Raw genomic sequence first — 20,831 nt, 5'->3', positions numbered from 1 at the left:
CGTCAGGGGGCGGTCAGCGTCAGCTCCACGCGGGCCCCGCCGCCCTCCGGTGTGGAGACGGCCAGCGTGCCGCCGCAGGACTCGGCGGTACGCCGGGCGATGTCCAGCCCGAGCCCGGTCGAGCCGCCCCCGCTGTTCCCCCGCTCCAGCAACTCCGGGTCGAACCCCGGCCCCGAGTCCTCCACGATCAGCAGCGCCCCGCCGGGCCGGGACGACAGCCGTACGGCCATGGCGGTCCCCTCCGGGGTGTGCGCGAACACGTTGCCGAGCAGCGCGTCCACGCACGCGGCCAGCTCCTCGCCGCCGACGGCGACCGGCGCGGGAGCCTCGGGCAGCGAGACCGACACCGGCCGCCCCTGGTCCTCGGCCAGCACCGACCAGAAGCGCACCCGCTCCCGGACCACCTCGGCCGCGTCGCAGGGGCCGCGCCCGGCCGAGCGCCGCCGCGCCTCGGTGATGACCGCGCTGACCGCCCGTTCCAGCGCGTCCACCCTGGTCTGCACGCGGGCGGCCTCCTCCGGGTCGCGCAGCGACTCCGCCTCCAGCCGCAGGCCGGTCAGCGGCGTGCGCAGCCGGTGGGACAGGTCGGCGACCGACTCGCGTTCGGCGGCCAGCAGGTCGCCGATGCGCCCGGCCAGATGGTTGAGCGCCAGCGCCACCGACCGCACCTCGGGCGGCCCGCCCGGCTCGGCCCGCGCGCTCAGGTCGCCGCCGGCCAGCCGGTGCGACACCCGCGCCAGCCCGACCACGGGCCTGGTCACGGCCAGGGCCAGCCGGTCGGCCAGCACGATGCCGAGCACCACGAGCCCCAGCCCGAGCACCAGCAGCGCCAGCCAGGCGGCCCGCACGCCGTGCGTCAGCTCGTCGTCCGGCACGAACACCCTGATCACGGCCGTGCCGCCGGTCGACTGCGCCGACACCAGCACCTCCCGGCCGCCGGGGGCGACGGCGGTCACGCTCCGGCCGGTCGCGGCCAGCCGTACGGCGTCGGAGCGGGCGGCGGGCGCGCCCATCGTCTTCCCGCCGGGCAGGAACACCGTCACCCGCCGGGGCACCTGCTCGACGGCCAGCGGCAGGTCGGGCGTGCCGACCGCGACCGCGACGGACTCGGCGGCGGCGGTGGCCCGGCTCATCGCGCCGTTCTCGGCCACCGTCCCGATCAGCAGCGCCATCGGCACCAGCAGCGCGATCAGCACGAGCGACGTCGTCGCCGCCACCAGCAGCGCCAGCCAGCGCCTCACGACGGCTCGACCAGCTTGACCCCGACACCTCTGACGGTGTGCAGGTAGCGGGGTTCCGCCGCGGTCTCGCCCAGCTTCCTGCGCAGCCACGACAGGTGCACGTCCACGGTCTTGTCGGCGCCGCCGTACGGGAGCCGCCACACCTCCGTCAGCAGCTCGCGCTTGGTGACCACCTCGCCGGGCCGCGCCGCCAGGAAGTGCAGCACGTCGAACTCGCGCGGCGTGAGGTCGAGCGACACGCCGTCGAGCGTGGCCGTACGAGCCCGGGGATCGACGCGCAGGCCGCCCACGGCCAGCGGTTCCGGCACGGCCTCGCCCGCGCGCCGCAGCACCGCCCGCACCCGGGCGTCGAGCTGCCGGGCGCTGTACGGCTTGACCACGTAGTCGTCGGCCCCCGCGTCGAGGACGGGCACCATCTCGGCGTCGCCGTCGCGGGCGGTCGCCACGATCACCGGCACCCGGCTCACCGCCCGCAACATGCGCAGCAGCTCGACGCCGTCGAGGTCGGGCAGGCCCAGGTCGAGCACGATCAGGTCGGGACGGTCCTGCACGGCCAGCCGCAACCCCTCCAGCGCGGTCGGGGAGGAGGAGACCGCGTGGCCGAGATCGCGCAGGCCCCGGCTCAACGACGTGCGGATGGTCACGTCGTCTTCGATGAGCAGGATGTCAGCCATATACCCAAACCGTAGACGGTCCCTGACGATGCCCCGAGCATCCTTAGTGTCGCCTTAACCTGCGCTTAGCCGTACATGGGGGAGGGTGAGAGCGTGAAGCGTCTCGTGCTGGCCTGGGCCGTCACCGCGGCCGCCGCGACCGGGACGGCCGTGGCCGTGCTCGGCCTGCTCGGAACCGAGGTGACCGGCACCTCCAGCCGGGTGCTCAGCGGGCCGGAGGTGCGCGCCGCCCTCTCCACGGCCACCGCGCGCGCCGTCACGCCCATGCCCCGGACGTCCGCCCGCGCCCAGGACCGGCTCATGCGCACCGAGGCCGGCACGGTGATCGCCTCCTGCTCCGGCGGCCTGGTCACCCTGCGCTCCTGGAGCCCCGCCCAGGGCTACTCGGTGGACGGCGTCGAGCCCGGCCCGGCCCAGGAGGCGAAGGTGGAGTTCGAGCCGGAGGACGGCAAGGAGGTCGAACTCAAGATCTTCTGCACGCCGGAAGGCCCCGCCACCCGCTGACCGCTTCCCCGGCGCGGGCCCTTCAGTGCCCTCCGCGCACTTCCAGCGCTCCCAGCAGTTCCTCGGACGCCCTGGTGATGGCCTCCACCGCCCGGTCGAACGCCTCGGCGTTGTGGGCGGCGGGGGCGCGGAATCCGGAGATCTTCCTGACGTACTGAAGGGCGGCGGCCCGCACGTCCTCCTCGGTCACGCTCTCGGCGTACGGCGGTCGGAGGGTCTTGATGCTTCTGCACATGCTCTCAACGGTAATAGCCGATGCGCTGGCTTATCTCCCTCGCGCCCTCGGCGAGCAGCTCGCCGAACTCGGGCAGCCGCTCGGGCGTGAGCCGGTAGGACGGGCCCGACGCGCTGACGGCGGCCACCACCGAGCCGTCGGCCCCCCTGATCGGGGCCGCCACGGCGTTCAGGCCGACCTCCAGCTCCTCCACCGTGGCCGCCCAGCCGCGCTCCCTGATCTCCTCCAGGCCCAGGCCGGCGGGGGAGGTGACGGTGCGCGGCGTGTAGCGCTCCAGCTCGCCGGCCAGGCGCAGGGCGCCGAAGGCGAGCAGCACCTTGCCGCTGGAGGTGGCGTGCGACGGGGTGCGCTGGCCGACCCAGTTGTGGCCGCTGATCGCCGCAGGGCCGCGCACCTGGCTGATGTTGACCGTGTCGCCGTCCTGGGGGACCGCGATGTTGACGGTCTCGCCGACCGCCTCGGCCAGGCGCAGGCACACCTCGCGGCTCTCCCTGGACAGGTCGAGCTGGGCCGTGGCCGCGCCGGCCAGCCGTACGACGCCGAACCCGAGCCGGTAGCGCCCCCGGTCGCCGCTCTGCTCCACGAGCCCGCCCTGCTCCAGGGCGGCCAGCAGCCGGAACGCGGTGGACTTGTGCACGTCGAGCTCGACCGCGAGGTCCGTCACCCGGGTGGCGCCCTCGCGGGCCAGGATCTCCAGGATCGCGATGGCCCGGTCGACGGACTGAACCGTCGTGCTGTTGCTCACAGCGCAACAGAATAACCGGCGGAGCCCCGCCGCTGCGGCTACTTCGAGGAGGCGGGGGCGAGTTCGCGGCCGAAGTCGAGGGCGATCTTCCGCATGCCCTCGGCCAGCTCGTCGCGGTCGAGGGCGTCGATGCGCTCGGCCGGCCCCGACACCGACATCGCGGCCACCACCCGGTCGCCGTCCCGGACGGGCACCGCCAGGCAGTGCACCCCGAGCTCCTCCTCGCCCAGGTCCGTCGCGTAGCCGCGCTCCTTGACCCGGTCGAGCTCGGCCAGCATGCCGGCCGCGTCCGTGATCGTGTTCGGGGTGCGCCGCGGCATGCCCGTACGCTCGAACACCGCCATCGCCTCGGCGGCCCCCCGCCCGGCCAGCAGCGCCTTGCCCACGGCCGTGCTGTGCGGCAGCACCCGCCGGCCGACCTCGGCGAACATGCGCAGCCTGCGCGGCGAGGGCACCTGCGCCACGTAGACCACGAAGTCGCCTTCGAGCACGGCCAGGTTCGCGGTCTCGCCGGACAGCTCCACCATCCGCGCCAGGTACGGCTGCGCCCATACGCCCACCATGCTCTCGGCGATGCCGCCCAGGCGGACCAGCCCGCCGCCGAGCGCGTACCGGCGGTCGGACTCCTGGCGCACGTATCCGCGGGCGAGCAGCGTCTGGAGCAGCCGGTGGATGGTCCCGTACGGCAGGCCCGTCGTGGCCGCGATCTCCGACAGCCCGGCCTCGCCGCCGTGCCCGGCCAGCGCCTCCAGCACGTCGAGCGCCCGCTCGACCGACTGCACGCTCACAGCGACACCCCGCGCAGGGACGCGTCCAGCACCTCGGCGGTGTGGGCCACCCTGATCTCCTTCCCGGCCCGGCGCATCGCCGAGGCGATCTGCATCGTGCACCCCGGATTGGCCGAGACCAGCAGCTCGGCCCCGGTCGAGCCGACCGCCCCGGCCTTGCGGTCGCCGAGGTCGCGGGCCGCCTGGGGTTGCAGGATGTTGTACGTCCCCGCCGACCCGCAGCAGATCGCCGACTCGGGGATCTCCCGCAGCTCAAGCCCGGGGATGCCGCGCAGCAGCTCGCGCGGCTGCGCGCGGACGCCTTGCGCGTGGGCCAGGTGACAGGCGTCGTGGTAGGCGACCGTGAGCGGCAGCGGATGCCGCCTGGCCACCGGGCCCAGCTCGGCCAGGAACTCCGACAGGTCCGTCACCCGGAACCCGGGGTCGGCGCCGAACAGCTCGCCGTACTCCTTCATGGTCGAGCCGCAGCCGGCCGCGTTCACCACGACCGTGTCCACCCCCGCCCTCCTGAACGCGCTGATCGTCCGGCGCGCCAGCCGCCGGGCCTGCCCGGTGCGCCCGGCGTGCACGCTGAGCGCCCCGCAGCAGCCCTGCCCGGCCGGGACGAGCACGTCGCAGCCCTCCAGCGCCAGCACCCGCGCGGTGGCCGCGTTCACCTGCGGGAAGAACTCGCCCTGCACGCACCCGGTGAGCATCCCCACCACCGCCCTGCGCCTGCCCCTGGCCCTGACCAGGCGCGGCAGGCGCTGCCGGTGCTCCACGCGCGGCGCGAGCGCGGCCATGGCCCCCAGGCTCGGGTGGACGCGCGTGAGGAACGGCGCCATCCGCCCGGCCAGCCACATCGTCGGCCGCAGCAGCCGCAGCCGGCGCGGGTAGGGGAACAGGCTGAACACGATCTCCCGCACGGCCCGCTCCCGGGGCTCCCGCACGTGGGTGCGCTCGACCTCCGCCCGCGTCTGCTCGATCAGCCGGTCGTAGCGCACGCCCGACGGGCACGCCGTGACGCACGCCATGCAGCCCAGGCAGGCGTCGAAGTGCCCGGCCATCTCCGGCGTGACCGGGGTGCCCTCGACGTGCTGCTTCATCAGGTGGATGCGCCCGCGCGGCGAGTCCATCTCCTCGCCCCACAACGCGTACGTCGGGCACGTCGGCAGGCAGAACCCGCAGTGCACGCAGTCGCCGATCAGCACCGGGTCGATCTTCGCGTCGATCTTCGCGTCGATCTTCGGGGCCAGCTCCGGGTCCATGGTCAGACGCCTCCCGTCAGCCGTCCGGGCGACATCCTGCGTCCCGGATCGAACCGTTCCTTGACCCGCCGCATCAACGGCAGCGCGCTCACCCGCCCCCACCTGTCGATCCCGGCGTACGGCGCGGCCAGCACGTTCACCCGGCCGCCCGCGGCCTCGACCCGCTCCCGCAGCCCGGCCACCAGGCCCGGCAGGACGTCCTCGGCGACGGGGGCCGGCGGCTCCAGCAGCACCCGCCCGGCGACCACCGACCCGCGCAGCGACAGGCCGCACCCGGCCGCCGCCCGCAGCACCACCCCGGCCGCGGCGGGTGGAAAACGCACCTCGACCAGCACTTCGTCCCGTGGGACGCGTCCCCACCAGGACGGCGGCTCGCCGGTCACCGCCCCGGCGCCGGCCAGGTCGCGCAACGCCTCGGCCCGCGCGCCGGCCGCCGTGCCCTCCACCAGCGCGGCCAGCGTCACCGGCCCGCCCGGCTCCGGACGGTCCACCTCGACCGCGCTCGGCTCGGCCTGCGAGGCCGCCAGCGCCGCCGCGATCGCCGGCACGTCGGCCGCGGGCAGCCCGGCGACCACCCAGCTCCGCTCGCCGGGCAGCGGATGCAGCCGGAACGTGGCCTCCGCGATCACCCCGAGGGTGCCGTACGAGCCGGTGAAGAGCTTGCCGAGGTCGTAGCCCGCGACGTTCTTGACCACCTTGCCGCCCGACCGGGCGACCGTGCCGTCGGCCAGCACCACCGTGACGCCGATGAGCAGGTCGCGGGCGGCGCCGTACCGGAAGGCGCGAGGGCCGGGCAGGCCGGCGGCGAGGGTGCCCCCGACGGTCGCCTCGCGGGCGGACGGCACGTCGAGCGCCAGCTCCTGCCCCCGCGCCGCGAGCACCTCCGCCAGCGCCCCCATCCTCACCCCGGCCTGGACGCGCACCACGAGGTCGCCCGCCGCGTGCTCCAGGACCTCGTCCATGCGGCGCAGGTCGAGCAGCACGTCGCACCGCTCCGGCGGCGGCCCCCAGTGCAGCTTCGTGCCGCCGCCCACGGGCACCACCGCCAGATCCCGCGCGGCGCAGGCGCGCAGCACGGCGGCGACCTCCTCGACCGTCTCAGGCAGCGCCACCCACCGGGCTCCCCACCGGAGCACCGGGTCATCGGGAGCGGCCGCCCGGACCGTCACGCCGGTGCCCGAGAACGGATCGGCCATCAGAACTGCTCCGCCCTGCCCGACTCGACCAGCGGGTGCGCGCCCTTGCGCACGCCCGGCACCTCGCCGCACAGCCGCGGCGTGGGGAACACCTTGCCCGGGTTGGACAGGCCGCCCGGGTCGAACGCGCACCGGACGAGCTGCATGGTGTCCAGGTCGGCCGCGGTGAACATCTTCGGCATGTAGCGGGCCTTGTCCACCCCGACGCCGTGCTCGCCGGTGATCGAGCCGCCGTGCTCGACGCACAGGTCGAGGATCGCGCCCGAGACCGCCTCGGCCCGCTCGCCCGCGCCCGGCTCGGCGTCGTCGAACAGCACGAGCGGGTGCAGGTTGCCGTCGCCGGCGTGGAAGACGTTGGCCACCCTGATGCCGTGCTCGCGCGAGAGCCGGTCGATGGCCGCCAGCACGCCGGGCAGCGACGTGCGCGGCACGACGCCGTCCTGGACGATGTAGGCCGGGCTGATCCGGCCCACCGCCGCGAAGGCCGACTTGCGGCCCTTCCAGATGGCCGCGCGCTCCTCGGGACCGGCCGCCACGCGCAGCTCGAACGCGCCCGAGCAGATCTCCGCGAGCTGGGCGAACTGCCGCTCGACCGACTCCCGCGGCCCGTCCAGCTCGACGATCAGCACCGCGCCCGCGCCCGCCGGGTAGGAGCAGGCCACCGCCGCCTCGGCGGCCTCGATGGCCAGCGCGTCCATCATCTCGATCGCGGCCGGGACGATGCCCGCCCCGATGATCGCCGACACCGCCCGGCCGCCCTGCTCGATGTCCTCGAACGCGGCCAGCACGGTGGTCACCGCCTCCGGCGTCCGGCTCAGCCGTACGGTGATCTTGGTGGCGATCCCCAGCGTGCCCTCCGACCCGACGAACGCGCCGAGCAGGTCGTAGCCCGGGTCCATGCGGTCGAGGACGACCAGGTCGCCGTCGGGGGTGACGATCTCGCACGCCTCGACATGGTTGACGGTGAAGCCGTACTTGAGGCAGTGGGCGCCGCCGGAGTTCTCGGCCACGTTGCCGCCGATCGAGCAGACCTGCTGGCTGGAGGGGTCGGGGGCGTAGTAGTAGCCCTGCTCGCGGACCGCCTCGGTGATCGCCAGGTTGGTCACGCCCGGCTCGACCACGGCCCGGCGGTCGGGCAGGTCGATCTCCAGGATCCGCCGCATCCTGGAGGTGACGATGAGCACGCCGTCCTCGCGGGGGAGCGCGCCGCCCGACAGGCCCGTGCCCGACCCCCTGGCCACGAACGGCACCCCGAAGTCATTGCACCTCCGGACGACCCCGGCGACCTGCTCGGCCGTCGCGGGCAGCACGACCACGCCCGGTGTCGCCCGGTGGCTGGTCAGCCCGTCGCACTCGTAGGTGCGCAGGCGTACCGGGTCGGTGATCACCGAGTCGGGAGGCAGCAGCGAGCGCAACGCCGCCGTCAGCGTGTCGAGCACCAGTCACTCTCCAGGTCCGTCACCTCTAGTGTGCGACTGTTTCCCCCCTTATGGCCAGTTTTCGGAGGCCATCCAGGTGGTTTTCGGGGGGCCGCTTATGCACGCCCGCATCTACGGCATTCGGGCGTACGCCGGCAGCGTCAGGAACTCGGCGAAGTCGTCGTCCAGCGCCACCTCCTTGAACAGCGCCGTCGCCTGCCCGAACAGCCGCTCGTCGTAGCCAGGCTCGGCGGAGACCCGGTCCAGCTCCTCGGCGATGATCCGCTCGACCAGTTCCTTGGTCACCCGCTCGCCGGTGTCGGCCAGCGTGATGTCGTTGTGGATCCACTGCCAGATCTGCGAACGCGAGATCTCGGCCGTCGCGGCGTCCTCCATGAGGTTGTGGATCGCGACCGCGCCCAGCCCGCCCATCCAGGCGGCCAGGTAGCGCAGGGCCACGTCGACGTTGTTGCGCAGGCCCGTCTCGGTGATCTGGCCGGGCGTCTCGGAGACCGACAGCAGGTCGGCGGCCGAGACGCTGACGTCCTCGCGCAGCCGGTCGAGCTGGTTGGGCCGGTCCCCCAGGACGCCGTCGAACACCTCGCGGCACACCGGCACGAGGTCGGGGTGGGCCACCCAGGAGCCGTCGAACCCGTCGCCCGACTCGCGCGTCTTGTCCGCCCGCACCTTCTCCAGCGCCACCGCGTTCACCTCGGCGTCGCGCCGCGACGGGATGAACGCCGCCATCCCGCCGATGGCGTGCGCGCCGCGCTTGTGACACGTGCGCACCAGCAGCTCGGTGTAGGCCCGCATGAACGGCGCCGTCATGGTCACCGCGTTCCGCTCGGGCAGCAGGAACTCCCGCCCCCGCGTGCGGAACTTCTTGATCACGCTGAACAGGTAGTCCCAGCGGCCCGCGTTGAGCCCGGACGAGTGGTCGCGCAGCTCGTGGAGGATCTCCTCCATCTCGAACGCCGCCGGGTAGGTCTCGATGAGCACGGTGGCCCTGATAGTGCCGTACGGGATGCCCAGGAGCTCCTGGGCCCGCGTGAACACGTCGTTCCAGAGCCGCGCCTCCAGGTGCGACTCCATCTTCGGCAGGTAGAAGTACGGCCCCTTGCCCTTGTCGAGCTGCCGCCGCGCGCAGTGGAAGAAGTAGAGCCCGAAGTCGAACAGCGACGCCGACACCGGCCGCCCGTCCACCTGGGCGTGCTTCTCGTCCAGGTGCCAGCCGCGCGGGCGCACCACGATCGTGGCCAGCTCGTCGTCGGGCCGCAGCGCGTACGTCTTGCCGCCGGTCTCGAAGTCGATCGCCCGGTCGAGCGCCTCGCGCAGGTTGAGCTGCCCGGACACGCAGTTCTCCCACAGGGGGGAGTTGGCGTCCTCGAAGTCGGCCAGCCACACCTCGGCGCCGGAGTTGAGCGCGTTGATGGTCATCTTCCTGTCGACCGGCCCGGTGATCTCGACGCGGCGGTCCTCCAGGCCGGGGGCCGGCGGCGCGACCTGCCACTCGCCCTCCCTGACCGCCTTCGTCTCCGGCAGGAAGTCCAGCGTCCCGCCGCCCGACAGCTCCGCCTGGCGGGTCTGGCGGGCTTCGAGCAGCTCCAGCCGCCTGGCGCCGAACTCCCGCTGGAGAGCCGCCACGAAGCCGAGCGCTTCCGGCGTGAGGATCTCGTCGAACCGTTCGAGCATCGGGCCGGTGATCTCCATGTCCCCCTCTTTTCCGTAGAGTGGAAAACTGATTCTGGATTGTGGAAGTGAAGCTACTCCGGCCAGGGTTCCCGGGTCAAAGGCTGGGGTATCCCTGGTGCGCCTTCCGGGGCATCCCCGATGCGGAGGGGGTCATGCCCGCGAAAGGATCGGGGGCATGAAGACGATTGCCGTGGCGGGCGGGCTGCTGGCCGCCGCGCTGGTGCTGACGGGTTGCGGGCTTGAGAGCCTCGGGGGTTCCTCGAACCAGGACACCGTGTCCTACGAGGTCAAGGACAAGGTCTCCAAGCTGCAGGTCAAGAGCGACGCCGGGGATGTCGTGATCACCGAGACCGACGGTCCCGCCGTCCGCGTCATCGAGACGCTGCGCTGGCGGAACGACGACAAGCCCAAGCCGCAGCACAAGGTCGAGGCCCAGGCGCTTTTCGTGACGTACGACTGCCCGTCCAACTGGGGGAGCTGCAGTGTCGACTACAAGATCGAGATCCCCAAGGGGATGGCGGTCGACCTCGACAGCGGCTCGGGCGACATCACGTTGCGGGCGCTGAGCGGCCAGCTCACGGCCGACCTCGGCTCCGGCGACCTCGACGGCTCCGGCATGACCGGCAAGAAGGCCTACGTCAAGGCCGGGTCGGGCAACGTCGAGCTCAAGTACGCCGCCGCGCCGGACAGTACGGAACTGGAGTGCGGTTCGGGGGACATCGTCCTGAAGGTGCCCACGGGCGCCTACAAGGTGAAGACCGACGTGGGCTCCGGGGACTCCGCCGTCTCCGTCAAGTCCGACCCGAGCTCTCCCCGTACGATCTCGCTGACCGCCGGTTCCGGCGACGTGGCGCTCTCCGCGGAATGATCCGCGGGATAACCAGATGATGACTCCGGGGATGTCGTGCCACCATCGTGGGAAGACACCGAGGTGTCCAGACGTTCCCTCATAGAGATGACACGAATGCACGAATACACCGCGCTCGACGAGTTCGAGACCGGCGACATGGACCTCGAGGAGCGCCAGGCGCTGCGCCGCGTGGCGGGCCTCTCCACCGAACTCCAGGATGTCTCCGAGGTCGAGTACCGGCAGCTGCGGCTCGAGCGGGTCGTTCTCGTCGGCGTCTGGACCTCCGGCACGGCCGAGGACGCCGAGAACTCCCTCCTCGAGCTCAAGCTCCTGGCCGAGACGGCCGGCTCCGAGGTGCTCGAAGGGCTCATCCAGCGGCGCCAGAAGCCCGACCCGGCCACCTACATCGGCTCGGGCAAGGCCCTGGAGCTGCGCGACGTGGTCGAGTCGACCGGCGCCGACACCGTGATCTGCGACGGCGAGCTGACCCCTGGCCAGCTCCGCCAGCTCGAGGAGACGGTCAAGGTCAAGGTCATCGACCGTACGGCGCTGATCCTCGACATCTTCGCCCAGCACGCCAAGAGCCGCGAGGGCAAGGCCCAGGTCGAGCTGGCGCAGCTGCAGTACCTGCTGCCGCGCCTGCGCGGCTGGGGCGGCAACCTGTCCCGCCAGGTCGGCGGTCGTGCCGCCGGCGGCGTGGGCATCGGCGGCCGCGGCCCCGGTGAGACCAAGATCGAGCTTGACCGGCGCCGCATCCGCGAGCGCATGTCCAAGCTGCGCCGCCAGATCAGCGGCATGTCCACCTCGCGCGAGACCATGCGCCACCGGCGCCAGCGGCGCGAGGTCCCGGCCGTGGCCATCGCGGGTTACACCAACGCGGGCAAGTCCTCGCTGCTCAACCGCATCACCGGTGCGGGCGTGCTGGTCGAGGACGCGTTGTTCGCCACCCTCGACCCGACCGTGCGTCGCGCGCGCACGCCGGAGGGCCGGCTGTTCACGATCGCCGACACCGTCGGCTTCGTGCGCCACCTGCCCCACCAGCTCATCGAGGCGTTCCGGTCCACGCTGGAGGAGGTCGCCGACGCCGACCTGATCCTGCACGTGGTCGACGGCTCGCACCCCGACCCCGAGGGGCAGCTCGCGGCCGTCCGCGAGGTGTTCGCCGACATCGAGGGCGCCTCCGAGGTGCCCGAGGTCGTAGTGATCAACAAGGCCGACGCGGCCGACCAGGAGGTGCTCGACCGCATCGCCAGGCGCGAGCGTGACAGCATCGTGGTCTCCGCCCGTACCGGCAAGGGCGTCCCCGAGCTCATGCGGCTCATCGAGGAGCGGCTGCCGCGCCTCGACCACGAGGTCCACCTGCTGGTGCCGTACGACCGGGGCGACCTGATCTCGCGGGCCCACAAGGAGGGCGAGGTGCTCTCCGTCGAGCACGTGCAGGACGGCACCGTCCTGCACGCCCGCGTGCTGCCGAGCCTGTTCCAGGAACTGGAGCGGGTCGGCAAGCCGGTCGAGCGCGTCTCTTAGCGGGGCGGCTGGGCAGCTCTTCGCTCGAAGTAGCGCAGAGCTGCCCAAATAGGGCAGTGGTCCCCGAACCCCGGGGTTGCTAGGATGGCCAGACCTAACATTGGTCTGGTTTTTTGGTTTCGGTTCTGGGTTTCGGATGATGACGTCGAGTGCGGCAGTCGTCAGCGGGGGCCAGGGGGCAAGGCGTGGCCGGGTGACGGATGGGATGAGAGGTCTTTCTTCCGAATAACCCTGTACACCAAGCCCGGCTGTGAAATAACGTAACTGAACTGAAATCGCCGGATCATGTCTCCGGCGATACGGTCACCGCACAACATCACGCGGATGAGAGCAGGAGACCCCCCATGTCGTCCGGACCCGGAGCGGACTCAGTGGGCGCGGCACAGGCCGTGCACTGGGTGCTGCGCCTGCAGGGGGCGGTGGTGCGATGACCGTTCGGCTCTTGACCAACATCGGTCGCCTGTGGACGGGCAACGAGGTCCTCAGCAACGCGGCCATCCTGGTGCACAACGACCGCATCGCCTGGGTCGGGCGGGCGCCCGACCTCCCGCAGAGCGTGCCCGGCGTCGTCGACGACATCGTCGACGTCGACCACGTGGAGAACCTCGGCGGCGCGCTCGTCACGCCCGGTCTCATCGACGCCCACACGCATCCGGTCTACGCCGGCAACCGCTACGCCGAGCTGGCCATCCGCACCGGCGGCTCCAGCGCGGCCTCGATCACCGCGGCGGGCGGCGGCGTCGGCTCCACGGTCACCGTGACCCGCGGCACCGACCCCTGGACGCTGTGCAACGGCGTGCGCGAGCGGCTGCGGAGCTGGCTGCTCAGCGGCACCACCACCGTCGAGGCCAAGACCGGCTACCACCTCACCCGCGACGGCGAGCTGGCCGACGTGCGGCTCCTGCGCGAGCTGGAGAAGGAGCCGATGATGCCGCGGGTGCACGTCACCTTCCTCGCGGCGCACGTCGTCCCGCCGGAGTACTTCGGCCGTCAGCGCGAGTACGTCGAGGCCGTGGGCGCGTGGTGCGCCGACGCGGCGGCGGCCGGCGCCGACAGCGTCGACGTCTACTGCGACGAGGGCCACTTCACCACCGAGGAGTCCCGCTGGGTCCTCGCCTCGGGCCGCAACGTCGGGCTGCTTCCGCGCATCCACGCCGGCCTGTTCAGCCGTCGCGGCGCCGTGCAGCTGGCCGCCGAGCTCGGCTGCGCCTCCGCCGACGGCCTGCACCACATGTCCGACGAGGACATCGCGATCATGTCCCGTTACGGCGTGCCCGCGGTGGTCTGCCCGGCCACGGCGCTCCAGCGCGGTCACGTGCCGCCGGTCCGCCAGATGATCAAGCACGGCGTGCAGATCGCCCTCGGCAGCGACCACAACCCCGGCTTCTGCGGCATCACCTCGATGTCGCTGGTCATCGCGATGGCGGTGTCGGCGTTCGGCATGAGCGTCAACGACGCGCTGCGCGCGGCCACGCTGGGCGGCGCGACCGTCCTCGGGGCGCCCGACCGCGGGGTGCTTGCTCCCGGGCGGCTGGCCGACATCGTCCAGTGGGACGCCGACCACGAGGGCGCCTTCGCCTGGTCCTTCGGGCTCAAGCCGCGCCGGGTGTGGCGGGGCGGCACTCCCGTCCAGTAACACCGCGTTCCGGGTCGGGTGGCTAATCTCGGGATATGCCGCCCTCTGTCGCCGTCGTCACCGATTCCACCGCGTACCTGCCCGCTGTGCCCGGGGTGACGGTGGTGCCCGTACAAGTGGTCGTCGGCGGCATCCCCCGCGACGAGGGCGCCTTCACCGGTGACCTCGCCACCGCCACCACCTCGCGCCCGTCACCCTCGCGCTTCGCGGCCTGCTACGACGCGCTGGCCGCCGCCGGCGCCACGGGCGTGGTGTCGATCCACCTGTCCGGCGAACTGTCGGGCACCGTGGACTCCGCCGTCGCGGCCGCCGAGAGCGCGCCCGTGCCGGTTGAGGTGATCGACAGCCGGTCCATCGCGATGGGTCTCGGCTATCCCGTGCTCGCCGCGGCCCGGTCCGCCGCCGCCGGCGCCTCCCTGACCGCCGTGGCCGACGCCGCCCGCCGCACCGCCACCCGGACCTTCTTCTACGTGGACACGCTGGAGTACCTGCGGCGCAGTGGCCGCATCGGCGCCGCCACGTCGTTGTTCGGGTCGGCCCTCATGATCAAACCGCTGCTGCACATCGTGGACGGGCGCATCTCCCTGCTGGAGAAGGTCCGGACGTCGGGACGGGCGATCGCGCGGCTGGAGGACCTGGTGGTGGAGGCGGCGGCGGACCTGGGAGGGGTGGGGGTGGCCGTGCAGCACATGGGGGCTCGGGGGCGGGCCGAGCTGCTGGGGGAGCGGTTGTCGAAGCGGGTGGCGGGGATCGGCGAGGTGCGGGTGGTGGAGGTGGGGGCGGTGATCGGGGCTCATGTGGGGCCGGGGATGCTGGGGGTGACGGTCACGTCGTACGAGGGGTGACCGGGGTGTGTGCTCGTGGGTGTGTTTGGGCGGTCGCTTGTCCACAACCTCTTCGTTTCTGACGTGCGTCGTCCCCAGAATTCGGTTCGGTAGCTCGGGGCTGGGAGTGGCGCGTCTAGGTTCGTCGGCGTGCGATCTCAGGAACCGACGGCGGAGCGGACCATAGCCGAATCCAGGCTCCGGTCGATCACCACCCCTGCCCGCCGGGCCCGTCCGGGACGACGTGCCAGGCATCCCTATGGGGACATGCCTCAGCTCAGAGCGGTACCGGCAGCGGCTCCGCCTCGGTCGCGAACTGGGGCGTGGGACGTGCGGCAGGTGGGGGAGCTGGGGGATGAGTCGCAGTCCGGCCTTCAGGGGAGTTCCTCCCGGGGTGATCATCAGGGGGAGTCTCTGTCGGGGCGGTGGGGTGAGGCTCCGCGTGAGCCGTGGACCGATCTCCCGGCTGCGGAGACTCCGTCCGCAGCCAACTCGGCCGCCCGCGGCCCTTCCTCGCCCGACCCGGCCTCGTTCGGTTCGTCCTCGGCCGGTCCGTCTTCGTTTGGTTCGTCCTTGCTTGGCTCGTCTTTGCCCGGTCGTCGGCTCACCGGGAGTCCTGCCCCCATGCCTCCGACCTTCCAGGCGTTCCGCGATGCCGTCACCTCCGCCCAGCCCTCCGCCGCCCTCGACCTCAGCAAGCCCGGCCTGCGGGTGCTCATGGTCGTAGGGGCTCTGGCCGTGGCGGTCGCCGTCTTCTTCGTCTTGCGGTCCCAGCCCACGCCTGAGCCTCTGCCGTCCGCACCCGTGATGACCTCCCCGACTCCGTCGCCCACTGTGAAGGTGACCGTTCAGGTGGCGGGCAAGGTCCGCAATCCCGGCGTCTACCTGCTCCCTCAGGGCTCCCGGGTGACGGACGCCGTGTCGGCGGCAGGCGGGCTCAAGCACGGCGCCTCCACCGGCGCCCTCAACCTGGCCAGACGCCTGCTCGACGGAGAGCAGATCGTGGTGGGCGCCCCCGCAGCCGCCGCCGCACCTCCCGGTCTCCCCGGATCCGACCCCGCCACGGCCGTCCTCGACCTCAACTCCGCCACCACCGACCAACTCGAAGAACTCCCCGGAGTGGGAGAGGTGCTGGCGGCCAGGATCGCCGAGTTCCGCACCGCCCACGGCGGCTTCACCAGCGTGGACCAGCTCCGCGAGGTGAGCGGCATCGGCGCGAAGAAGTACGAGGAGATCAAGCCGAAGGTCCGCGTCTGACATGGCGCACCTCACCACCATCGACGACGGCGAGCACAGGCGCTCCTGGACCCTCGTCCTCCCGGCGCTGTCGGCTTGGGCCGGTGCCCTGGTCCTGCTCGGCCAACCGCCTGCTGTGGGCATGACGGCAGCCGCCATCCTCGCGCTGGCCGCCTGTGCCCTGGCCTGGTGCACGCGTTCCGCGTCCAACTCCGCCGCCTGGCTGCTGCGCCTGCCGTTCAGCCGTCCACGGTCGCAAGGCTCTTCGTCCGCTCGCTTCGGACGGGGCCCTTGGGGAGGGTGTTCGCCCTGGTGGGCGGCCTGGCGCAACGTCGTGCTGGCCGCACTCGTCTGCGCGGCGGCGGCAGCCGCGTCGGTAGCCTTCCGCGTTCAGGCTCTGACCACCGGGCCGGTGGCCGAGCTGGCCGCCGGGAACGCGACGGTGACCGCCGAGATCGTCCTGTCCGACGATCCGAAACGGAGGCAACGCGGAAGCGGTCACTTCAACCGGGACAGCTACGTGATCCCGGCCACCATCAAGATCATCGATCTCCCGGCGGGCGCCGGCGGGGGGACGGCGCAGGCATCCCGACCGCCGGGACGCCAGGCCGTCGATGTCCCCATCACCGTCTTCGCCGGCGGCAACGCCTGGAACACCCTGCTGCCCAGCCAGCGGCTGCAGGTCACCGGCCGCCTGGCCAGGCCCACGCCCGGCGACCTGGTGGCGGCCATCCTCCTGGTACGAGGCGAGCCCCGCATCCTGACGCCGCCCTCGTCCGTGCAGACCATGGCGGGCACCCTCAGAACCGGCCTGCGGACGGCCGCCGACCCCCTCCCACCCGACCAGCGCGGCCTCCTCCCCGGCCTGGTGGTGGGAGACGTCTCCCGCATCGACCCTCAGGTGGCCGCCGACCTCAAGGAAGCGGGCCTGAGCCATCTGAACGCCGTGAGCGGCGCGAACCTCGCCATCGTCGCCGGCGCCGCCCTGGCGCTCTCCCGCCTGGTCGGCCTCTCCCTGCCACTCAGAGCCGTCTTCGCGGCCGTCGCGATGCTCGCGTTCACCGTGGTGGCCCGGCCGTCCCCGAGCGTTCTCCGCGCCCTCCTGATGGGCCTGGCCGCCGCCCTCGCCCTGGGCACGGGCCGTGCGAAGGACGGTCTCGCCGCCCTGTCGGCAACCGTCCTCTTGCTGGTCCTGTTCGCCCCGGACCTGGCCCGTTCGTACGGCTTCGCCCTCTCGGTCGCGGCCACCGCCGGCATCCTCCTTCTCGCTCCACGCTGGCGCGACAAGCTTTCGACCCCGCCACCGGCGCATGCCGTCCCCGGTGCATCGCCGGCAAGGGGCCGGACTGCGGAGAAGGAGAGTGGTCGTGACACGACGGAGACGCCCACCACCCCCGATCGTCGATGGGCGAATTCCGGCCGGGGCGGGAATGCGGCAGGCACGCTGAGAGCCGGTCATGGGGTAGGGGAGGCGGCCGAGCGCGGCGGGGTCCATGGGGCTGTGAGGGCGGCCGAGCGCGGCGGGGTGCATGGGGCTGCGACGACTGCGCGCGTGGAGGGCGCCGCCGACTGTCTCTCGTCGTCGCTCCCGGAAGACGCGTCCGCCGGTCAGGGGCGCGCCGTGTCGAGGTTGTGCCGCCTGCCGAGATGGCTGGCGGAGGCGCTGGCCGTGTCGGCCGCCGCGCAAGCGGCCGTGACGCCCGTCCTGGTGCTGATGTCGGGACAGTTGACGCTGGTCGCAGTGCCCGCCAACCTGCTCGTGGCCCCCGCCGTGGCTCCGGCGACCCTGCTCGGATTCGCCGCCGCCCTGGTGGCCCCGATCTGGCCGGACGTCGCCGGCATGCTGGTCGTCCCGGCCGGATACGCGGTGGGCTGGATCGTCACCGTGGCTCGCTGGGCGGTGAACGTCCCGCTCGCCACCGTGCCCTGGCCGGGCGGTCTTCCTGGTCTCGGCCTCCTCGCCGTCGCCGTGGCAGTCGCGATCCCGGTTCTCAGACGTCGCCCTTGGCGGACGATGGCGCTGGTGGCGGCAGCGGCCGCCCTGGTGGCCGTACTGGTGATCCGCCCGCTGGCCGGGGCGTGGCCGCCGAAGGGCTGGCTGATGGTGATGTGCGACGTCGGCCAGGGCGACGGGCTGGTGGTGGCGGCCGGACCAGGACGAGGGGTGGTCGTGGACACCGGCCCTGACCCGGTCGTCATGGACCGATGCCTGCGCAGGCTCGGCGTCGAGGAGGTTCCCCTGCTCGTCCTGACCCATCCGCACGCCGACCATGTGGACGGTCTGCCAGGCGTGCTCAGGAACCGACGCGTCGGAGCCGTGATCGTCAGCCCTCGGCCGACGGCGGTGCAGTCCAGCGCGCGGATCTCGGCCGTACTGGCTCGTCACCGGGTTCCCGAAGGGCGGGCGGAACCCGGCACACGATGGAGGTTCGGGCCGTCCGAGCTGACCGTCGTCGCCCCTGACTCGACGTCCGGCGGGGGGAACGGCCAGGGCGAGGGCAGTGTGATCAACAACTCCAGCGTCGTCATCCACGTACGCTGGCGCGCCGGTTCCGCCCTGCTCGCCGGAGACCTGGAAACCGAGGCGCAGGACGATCTGGCACGCCACCTCACCGTGCGCGCCGACATCCTCAAGACCCCGCATCACGGCTCGAACCGCCAGTCCCCGGCCTTCCTGGCCTCGCTGGGCGCGCGAGCCGCCCTGATCAGCGTGGGCGCCGGCAACGACTACGGCCATCCGGCCACATCGACCCTCGCCCTCCTCCACCGACTCGGCACCGCCATCTACCGAACCGACCTATCCGGTGACCTGGCAGTCGTCGAACACGAAGGCAGCCTGGCCGTGGTCCCCCGTGGACCGTGAGTCGTCCGACGCCGAGCGAGCGGGACCTGGGACCATCAGGGCGCGAAGGAGCGGGGACCGGTGCCGGTGGGTTGCCTGAAACGGACGAGGACCTGGCCGCCGAGGTTCTTGAGCGGGTCGCGGGGTGGTGGCTCTTCACGCCCGGTGCCGAGCTGGCGAGGGGATCTCCCGGACGGGGGCGTCGCGGCGCTTCCGGAGGGCTTCGATTTGGTGGCGGCCGATGGCGAGCTCCGACCGTTCTCCGCTTTGACGCGACTGGCGAGCTGCGTCCCGGCCGGGTGCCTCTGCGCAGACTGTGTGCCAACGCCATGGATGGCGGGCTGTGCCAGCGTCACCGCGCAGGCCGATCGATTACGTTTCGTAAGTGATCGGGTGACATCTGTGACGCGATATGGCGGCGGCTCGTATCTGCGTTTCTACACCAACCTCAGCGGCTGCACGCTGCTGCCCGGCCTCGACGCCGTCATCCTCAACGAGACCGATGGGTTCATCCGCATCTACTCGCACGCGGACTGCCCGGGCCCATACCTCATCATGATGTCCAACACCGGCATCCGCGTCGGCATCGTGTCGAGCTTCTCCGTCTCTACGCCGTGAGCCACGTACCCCCCTCAGGCCCATTGCCTGGGGCGGTCCGAAGGCTTTCGACCTATAGGGCGGCTTCGCGTAGGTGCAGGCTGTCGGGCACCTTGCCGAACCGGACGGCCGCCTCGCGCGGCTTCTTCATCCGGTCGAGGCAGCGGTGTTTGACTGTTGGCCGCCGCAGGAACCGCGCTTCTTGCGGTTGGCCCCTGCGGGAGTTGGCGCCTGTCTCGCAACCGGCGATCTAGTGAAGGGTTTGGCTGAAGAAGTCGAGTAGGGCCTTGCGTTCCAGGTGGAGGGCTTGCTGGGGGTCGATGGTGCCGTACTGCTCGGGGGTGGGGTTGGGGTCGAGCCATTCGCCGTCGGAGAAGGTCAGGTGCTGGGCGCCGGCCAGCCGGACGACCCGGCCCGGCAGCGGGGGGTGGCTGTCGGCTTGGGCGGAGGTCAGCGACAGTAGGGGCTTGGTGATCGGCCACCGGCTGACGTCGCCGAAGATGGGCTCGGTCCACGGGCCGTCCAGGTTGACGCCGGCGATGATCCGCGGGTCGTCGTGCATCGCCGCGACCGTCTCCACGCCGCCGAAGGAGGCGCCGAACATGCCCACTCGTGCCAGGTCCAGCTGGTTCAGCATGTAGCGCACGTCGGCGACCCGGGTGGCGACCTCATGGGCGGTGTCGGGGTCTTTGACCTCGTCGACGATGCGGCCATCGGGAAACTCCACCTCCTCGGCGTAGTGGGCGTGGTCGATGGTGACGACCTGGTAGCCGTGGCTGGCCAGTTCCTCCACCAGGACGGTGTTGCCGGTCCGGGTGTCGTGAGAGCCGTGGGCGTACACGATGACCGGGTGAGCGCCGGGGGCGATCGGGGCGTTCAGGTAGGCGTGGGTGACTGGCAGCTTCACCTCATCGGGGATCGCGTTGATCTGCCGGGTCCGTGCCTCGGCGCCTTTGGCCATGTACGGCGCGAGCGTGCCGCTGGACGCCGAGGTGGGATACCACAGCTGGACCATCAGTTCACGTACCGGTTGCCCCTCCACCCAGTCGTCGCGGCGGGTGGAGTCCACCAGTCGCAGCATCCTGGTGCCGATCTTGTTCGGGCCGGTGGGCGGCGGCAGGGTGAGCTGCGCGCTGGTGATCCCGGGCAGCGGTGTGGGCTTGCCGGATTGGTTGGCGGCGCTGGAAGAGGTGCTGGAGCAGGCCGACATGGTGAGGATCGCCACCGCACTTATGATCAACATTCTCATGCTTTTGAGGATCAGGAAGTGCTCGGGGGCAGTCATCCTGCCGTGGAATGAGCAGTCCCTGAGATGGCTTCTCGGGGACTCCCCTACGGGAAGCTCGGTTGTCGCCACAGCCGCGCAATCACGGACGCCCGGGGCGCGGCCATGGCGTCGGTGTGAGGGATGTCGGGGGGCGATGACCGTCTGTCCAGGCATTCCGCGGGCGAGGTGGGACAGGCGTTCGTAGTCGCGGACGGTCCGGCGTGCCCACAGGGATCTTTCGACTATCCGTCGGCATGGGAGGACCTAGGGCGTGTTTTAGAACGCTGTCGCGTTGATCGCGCCACGCCGGGA

General features: G+C 72.1%; 18 protein-coding genes. 8 read left to right on the top strand and 10 right to left on the bottom strand.

Annotated elements, in window-relative coordinates:
• Nucleotides 1-2 precede the first annotated feature (2 nt).
• Together ACIA8R_RS40465 and ACIA8R_RS40460 are read right to left on the bottom strand one after the other, a co-directional pair.
• Nucleotides 3-1,241 (bottom strand): sensor histidine kinase, encoded by a 1,239-nt coding sequence (locus ACIA8R_RS40465; RefSeq protein WP_397042823.1) that lies wholly within the window; start codon nt 1,239-1,241, stop codon nt 3-5.
• Nucleotides 1,238-1,915, bottom strand: coding sequence for a response regulator transcription factor (locus ACIA8R_RS40460; protein ID WP_364086709.1), 678 nt, complete (start codon nt 1,913-1,915; stop codon nt 1,238-1,240). Before ACIA8R_RS40460 ends, ACIA8R_RS40465 begins: the two co-directional genes overlap by 4 nt.
• Nucleotides 1,916-2,008: 93 nt before the next feature.
• Here ACIA8R_RS40460 and ACIA8R_RS40455 point away from each other — a divergent pair, with 93 nt between their 5' ends.
• Nucleotides 2,009-2,419 carry a hypothetical protein gene (locus tag ACIA8R_RS40455; protein WP_357694194.1) on the top strand — a complete coding sequence of 137 codons (411 nt, stop codon included), beginning with the start codon at nt 2,009-2,011 and terminating at the stop codon, nt 2,417-2,419.
• A gap of 22 nt (nt 2,420-2,441) precedes the next feature.
• Here the strand turns inward: ACIA8R_RS40455 and ACIA8R_RS40450 are convergent, their stop codons facing one another.
• The 7 genes from ACIA8R_RS40450 to aceB all read right to left on the bottom strand — a co-directional run bounded on the left by ACIA8R_RS40450 (nt 2,442) and on the right by aceB (nt 9,758).
• Nucleotides 2,442-2,654, bottom strand: a complete 213-nt coding sequence (locus ACIA8R_RS40450) for a DUF2277 domain-containing protein (RefSeq protein ID WP_397042821.1) — start codon at nt 2,652-2,654, stop codon at nt 2,442-2,444.
• A 4-nt stretch (nt 2,655-2,658) separates the two neighbouring features.
• The gene (locus ACIA8R_RS40445) at nt 2,659-3,399 is read right to left on the bottom strand and encodes an IclR family transcriptional regulator (RefSeq protein WP_397042819.1); all 741 of its coding nucleotides are present in this window, start codon (nt 3,397-3,399) and stop codon (nt 2,659-2,661) included.
• 38 nt (nt 3,400-3,437) lie between these two features.
• Nucleotides 3,438-4,181: an IclR family transcriptional regulator gene (locus ACIA8R_RS40440; RefSeq protein WP_397042841.1), complete on the bottom strand. Its 744-nt coding sequence runs from the start codon at nt 4,179-4,181 to the stop codon at nt 3,438-3,440.
• A gap of 2 nt (nt 4,182-4,183) precedes the next feature.
• Nucleotides 4,184-5,434: a (Fe-S)-binding protein gene (locus tag ACIA8R_RS40435; RefSeq protein ID WP_397042817.1), complete on the bottom strand. Its 1,251-nt coding sequence runs from the start codon at nt 5,432-5,434 to the stop codon at nt 4,184-4,186.
• Between the two features lie 2 nt (nt 5,435-5,436).
• Nucleotides 5,437-6,630, bottom strand: a complete 1,194-nt coding sequence (locus tag ACIA8R_RS40430) for an FAD-binding oxidoreductase (protein ID WP_364086718.1) — start codon at nt 6,628-6,630, stop codon at nt 5,437-5,439.
• Nucleotides 6,630-8,069 (bottom strand): FAD-linked oxidase C-terminal domain-containing protein, encoded by a 1,440-nt coding sequence (locus ACIA8R_RS40425; protein WP_397042815.1) that lies wholly within the window; start codon nt 8,067-8,069, stop codon nt 6,630-6,632. Before ACIA8R_RS40425 ends, ACIA8R_RS40430 begins: the two co-directional genes overlap by 1 nt.
• A gap of 111 nt (nt 8,070-8,180) precedes the next feature.
• Nucleotides 8,181-9,758: a malate synthase A gene (gene aceB, locus ACIA8R_RS40420; RefSeq protein ID WP_397042813.1), complete on the bottom strand. Its 1,578-nt coding sequence runs from the start codon at nt 9,756-9,758 to the stop codon at nt 8,181-8,183.
• 157 nt (nt 9,759-9,915) lie between these two features.
• On the opposite strand from aceB, the gene ACIA8R_RS40415 reads away from it, so the two are divergent.
• From ACIA8R_RS40415 to ACIA8R_RS40385, 7 genes are all read left to right on the top strand, one after another.
• Nucleotides 9,916-10,608 carry a DUF4097 family beta strand repeat-containing protein gene (locus ACIA8R_RS40415; RefSeq protein ID WP_364086724.1) on the top strand — a complete coding sequence of 231 codons (693 nt, stop codon included), beginning with the start codon at nt 9,916-9,918 and terminating at the stop codon, nt 10,606-10,608.
• A 96-nt stretch (nt 10,609-10,704) separates the two neighbouring features.
• A complete protein-coding gene (hflX, locus tag ACIA8R_RS40410) occupies nt 10,705-12,117 on the top strand; it encodes a GTPase HflX (protein WP_357694651.1) in 1,413 nt (470 codons plus the stop codon).
• A 427-nt stretch (nt 12,118-12,544) separates the two neighbouring features.
• Nucleotides 12,545-13,753 carry an imidazolonepropionase gene (gene hutI / locus ACIA8R_RS40405; RefSeq protein ID WP_357694176.1) on the top strand — a complete coding sequence of 403 codons (1,209 nt, stop codon included), beginning with the start codon at nt 12,545-12,547 and terminating at the stop codon, nt 13,751-13,753.
• Between the two features lie 35 nt (nt 13,754-13,788).
• The gene (locus tag ACIA8R_RS40400) at nt 13,789-14,598 is read left to right on the top strand and encodes a DegV family protein (protein ID WP_364086726.1); all 810 of its coding nucleotides are present in this window, start codon (nt 13,789-13,791) and stop codon (nt 14,596-14,598) included.
• A 603-nt stretch (nt 14,599-15,201) separates the two neighbouring features.
• The gene (locus ACIA8R_RS40395) at nt 15,202-15,834 is read left to right on the top strand and encodes a helix-hairpin-helix domain-containing protein (RefSeq protein ID WP_397042810.1); all 633 of its coding nucleotides are present in this window, start codon (nt 15,202-15,204) and stop codon (nt 15,832-15,834) included.
• 1 nt (nt 15,835) lies between these two features.
• Nucleotides 15,836-18,676 carry a ComEC/Rec2 family competence protein gene (locus ACIA8R_RS40390; protein WP_397042808.1) on the top strand — a complete coding sequence of 947 codons (2,841 nt, stop codon included), beginning with the start codon at nt 15,836-15,838 and terminating at the stop codon, nt 18,674-18,676.
• Nucleotides 18,677-19,057: 381 nt separating this feature from the next.
• The gene (locus ACIA8R_RS40385; protein WP_397042807.1) at nt 19,058-19,273 is read left to right on the top strand and encodes a hypothetical protein; all 216 of its coding nucleotides are present in this window, start codon (nt 19,058-19,060) and stop codon (nt 19,271-19,273) included.
• Nucleotides 19,274-19,502: 229 nt separating this feature from the next.
• Here the strand turns inward: ACIA8R_RS40385 and ACIA8R_RS40380 are convergent, their stop codons facing one another.
• Nucleotides 19,503-20,501: an alpha/beta hydrolase family protein gene (locus tag ACIA8R_RS40380; protein WP_397042805.1), complete on the bottom strand. Its 999-nt coding sequence runs from the start codon at nt 20,499-20,501 to the stop codon at nt 19,503-19,505.
• Between the last annotated feature and the right edge of the window lie 330 nt (nt 20,502-20,831).

Source organism: Nonomuraea sp. NPDC051191, assembly GCF_044455665.1.
Lineage (GTDB): Bacteria > Actinomycetota > Actinomycetes > Streptosporangiales > Streptosporangiaceae > Nonomuraea.
This window is presented reverse-complemented; position numbering and strand designations above follow the sequence as displayed.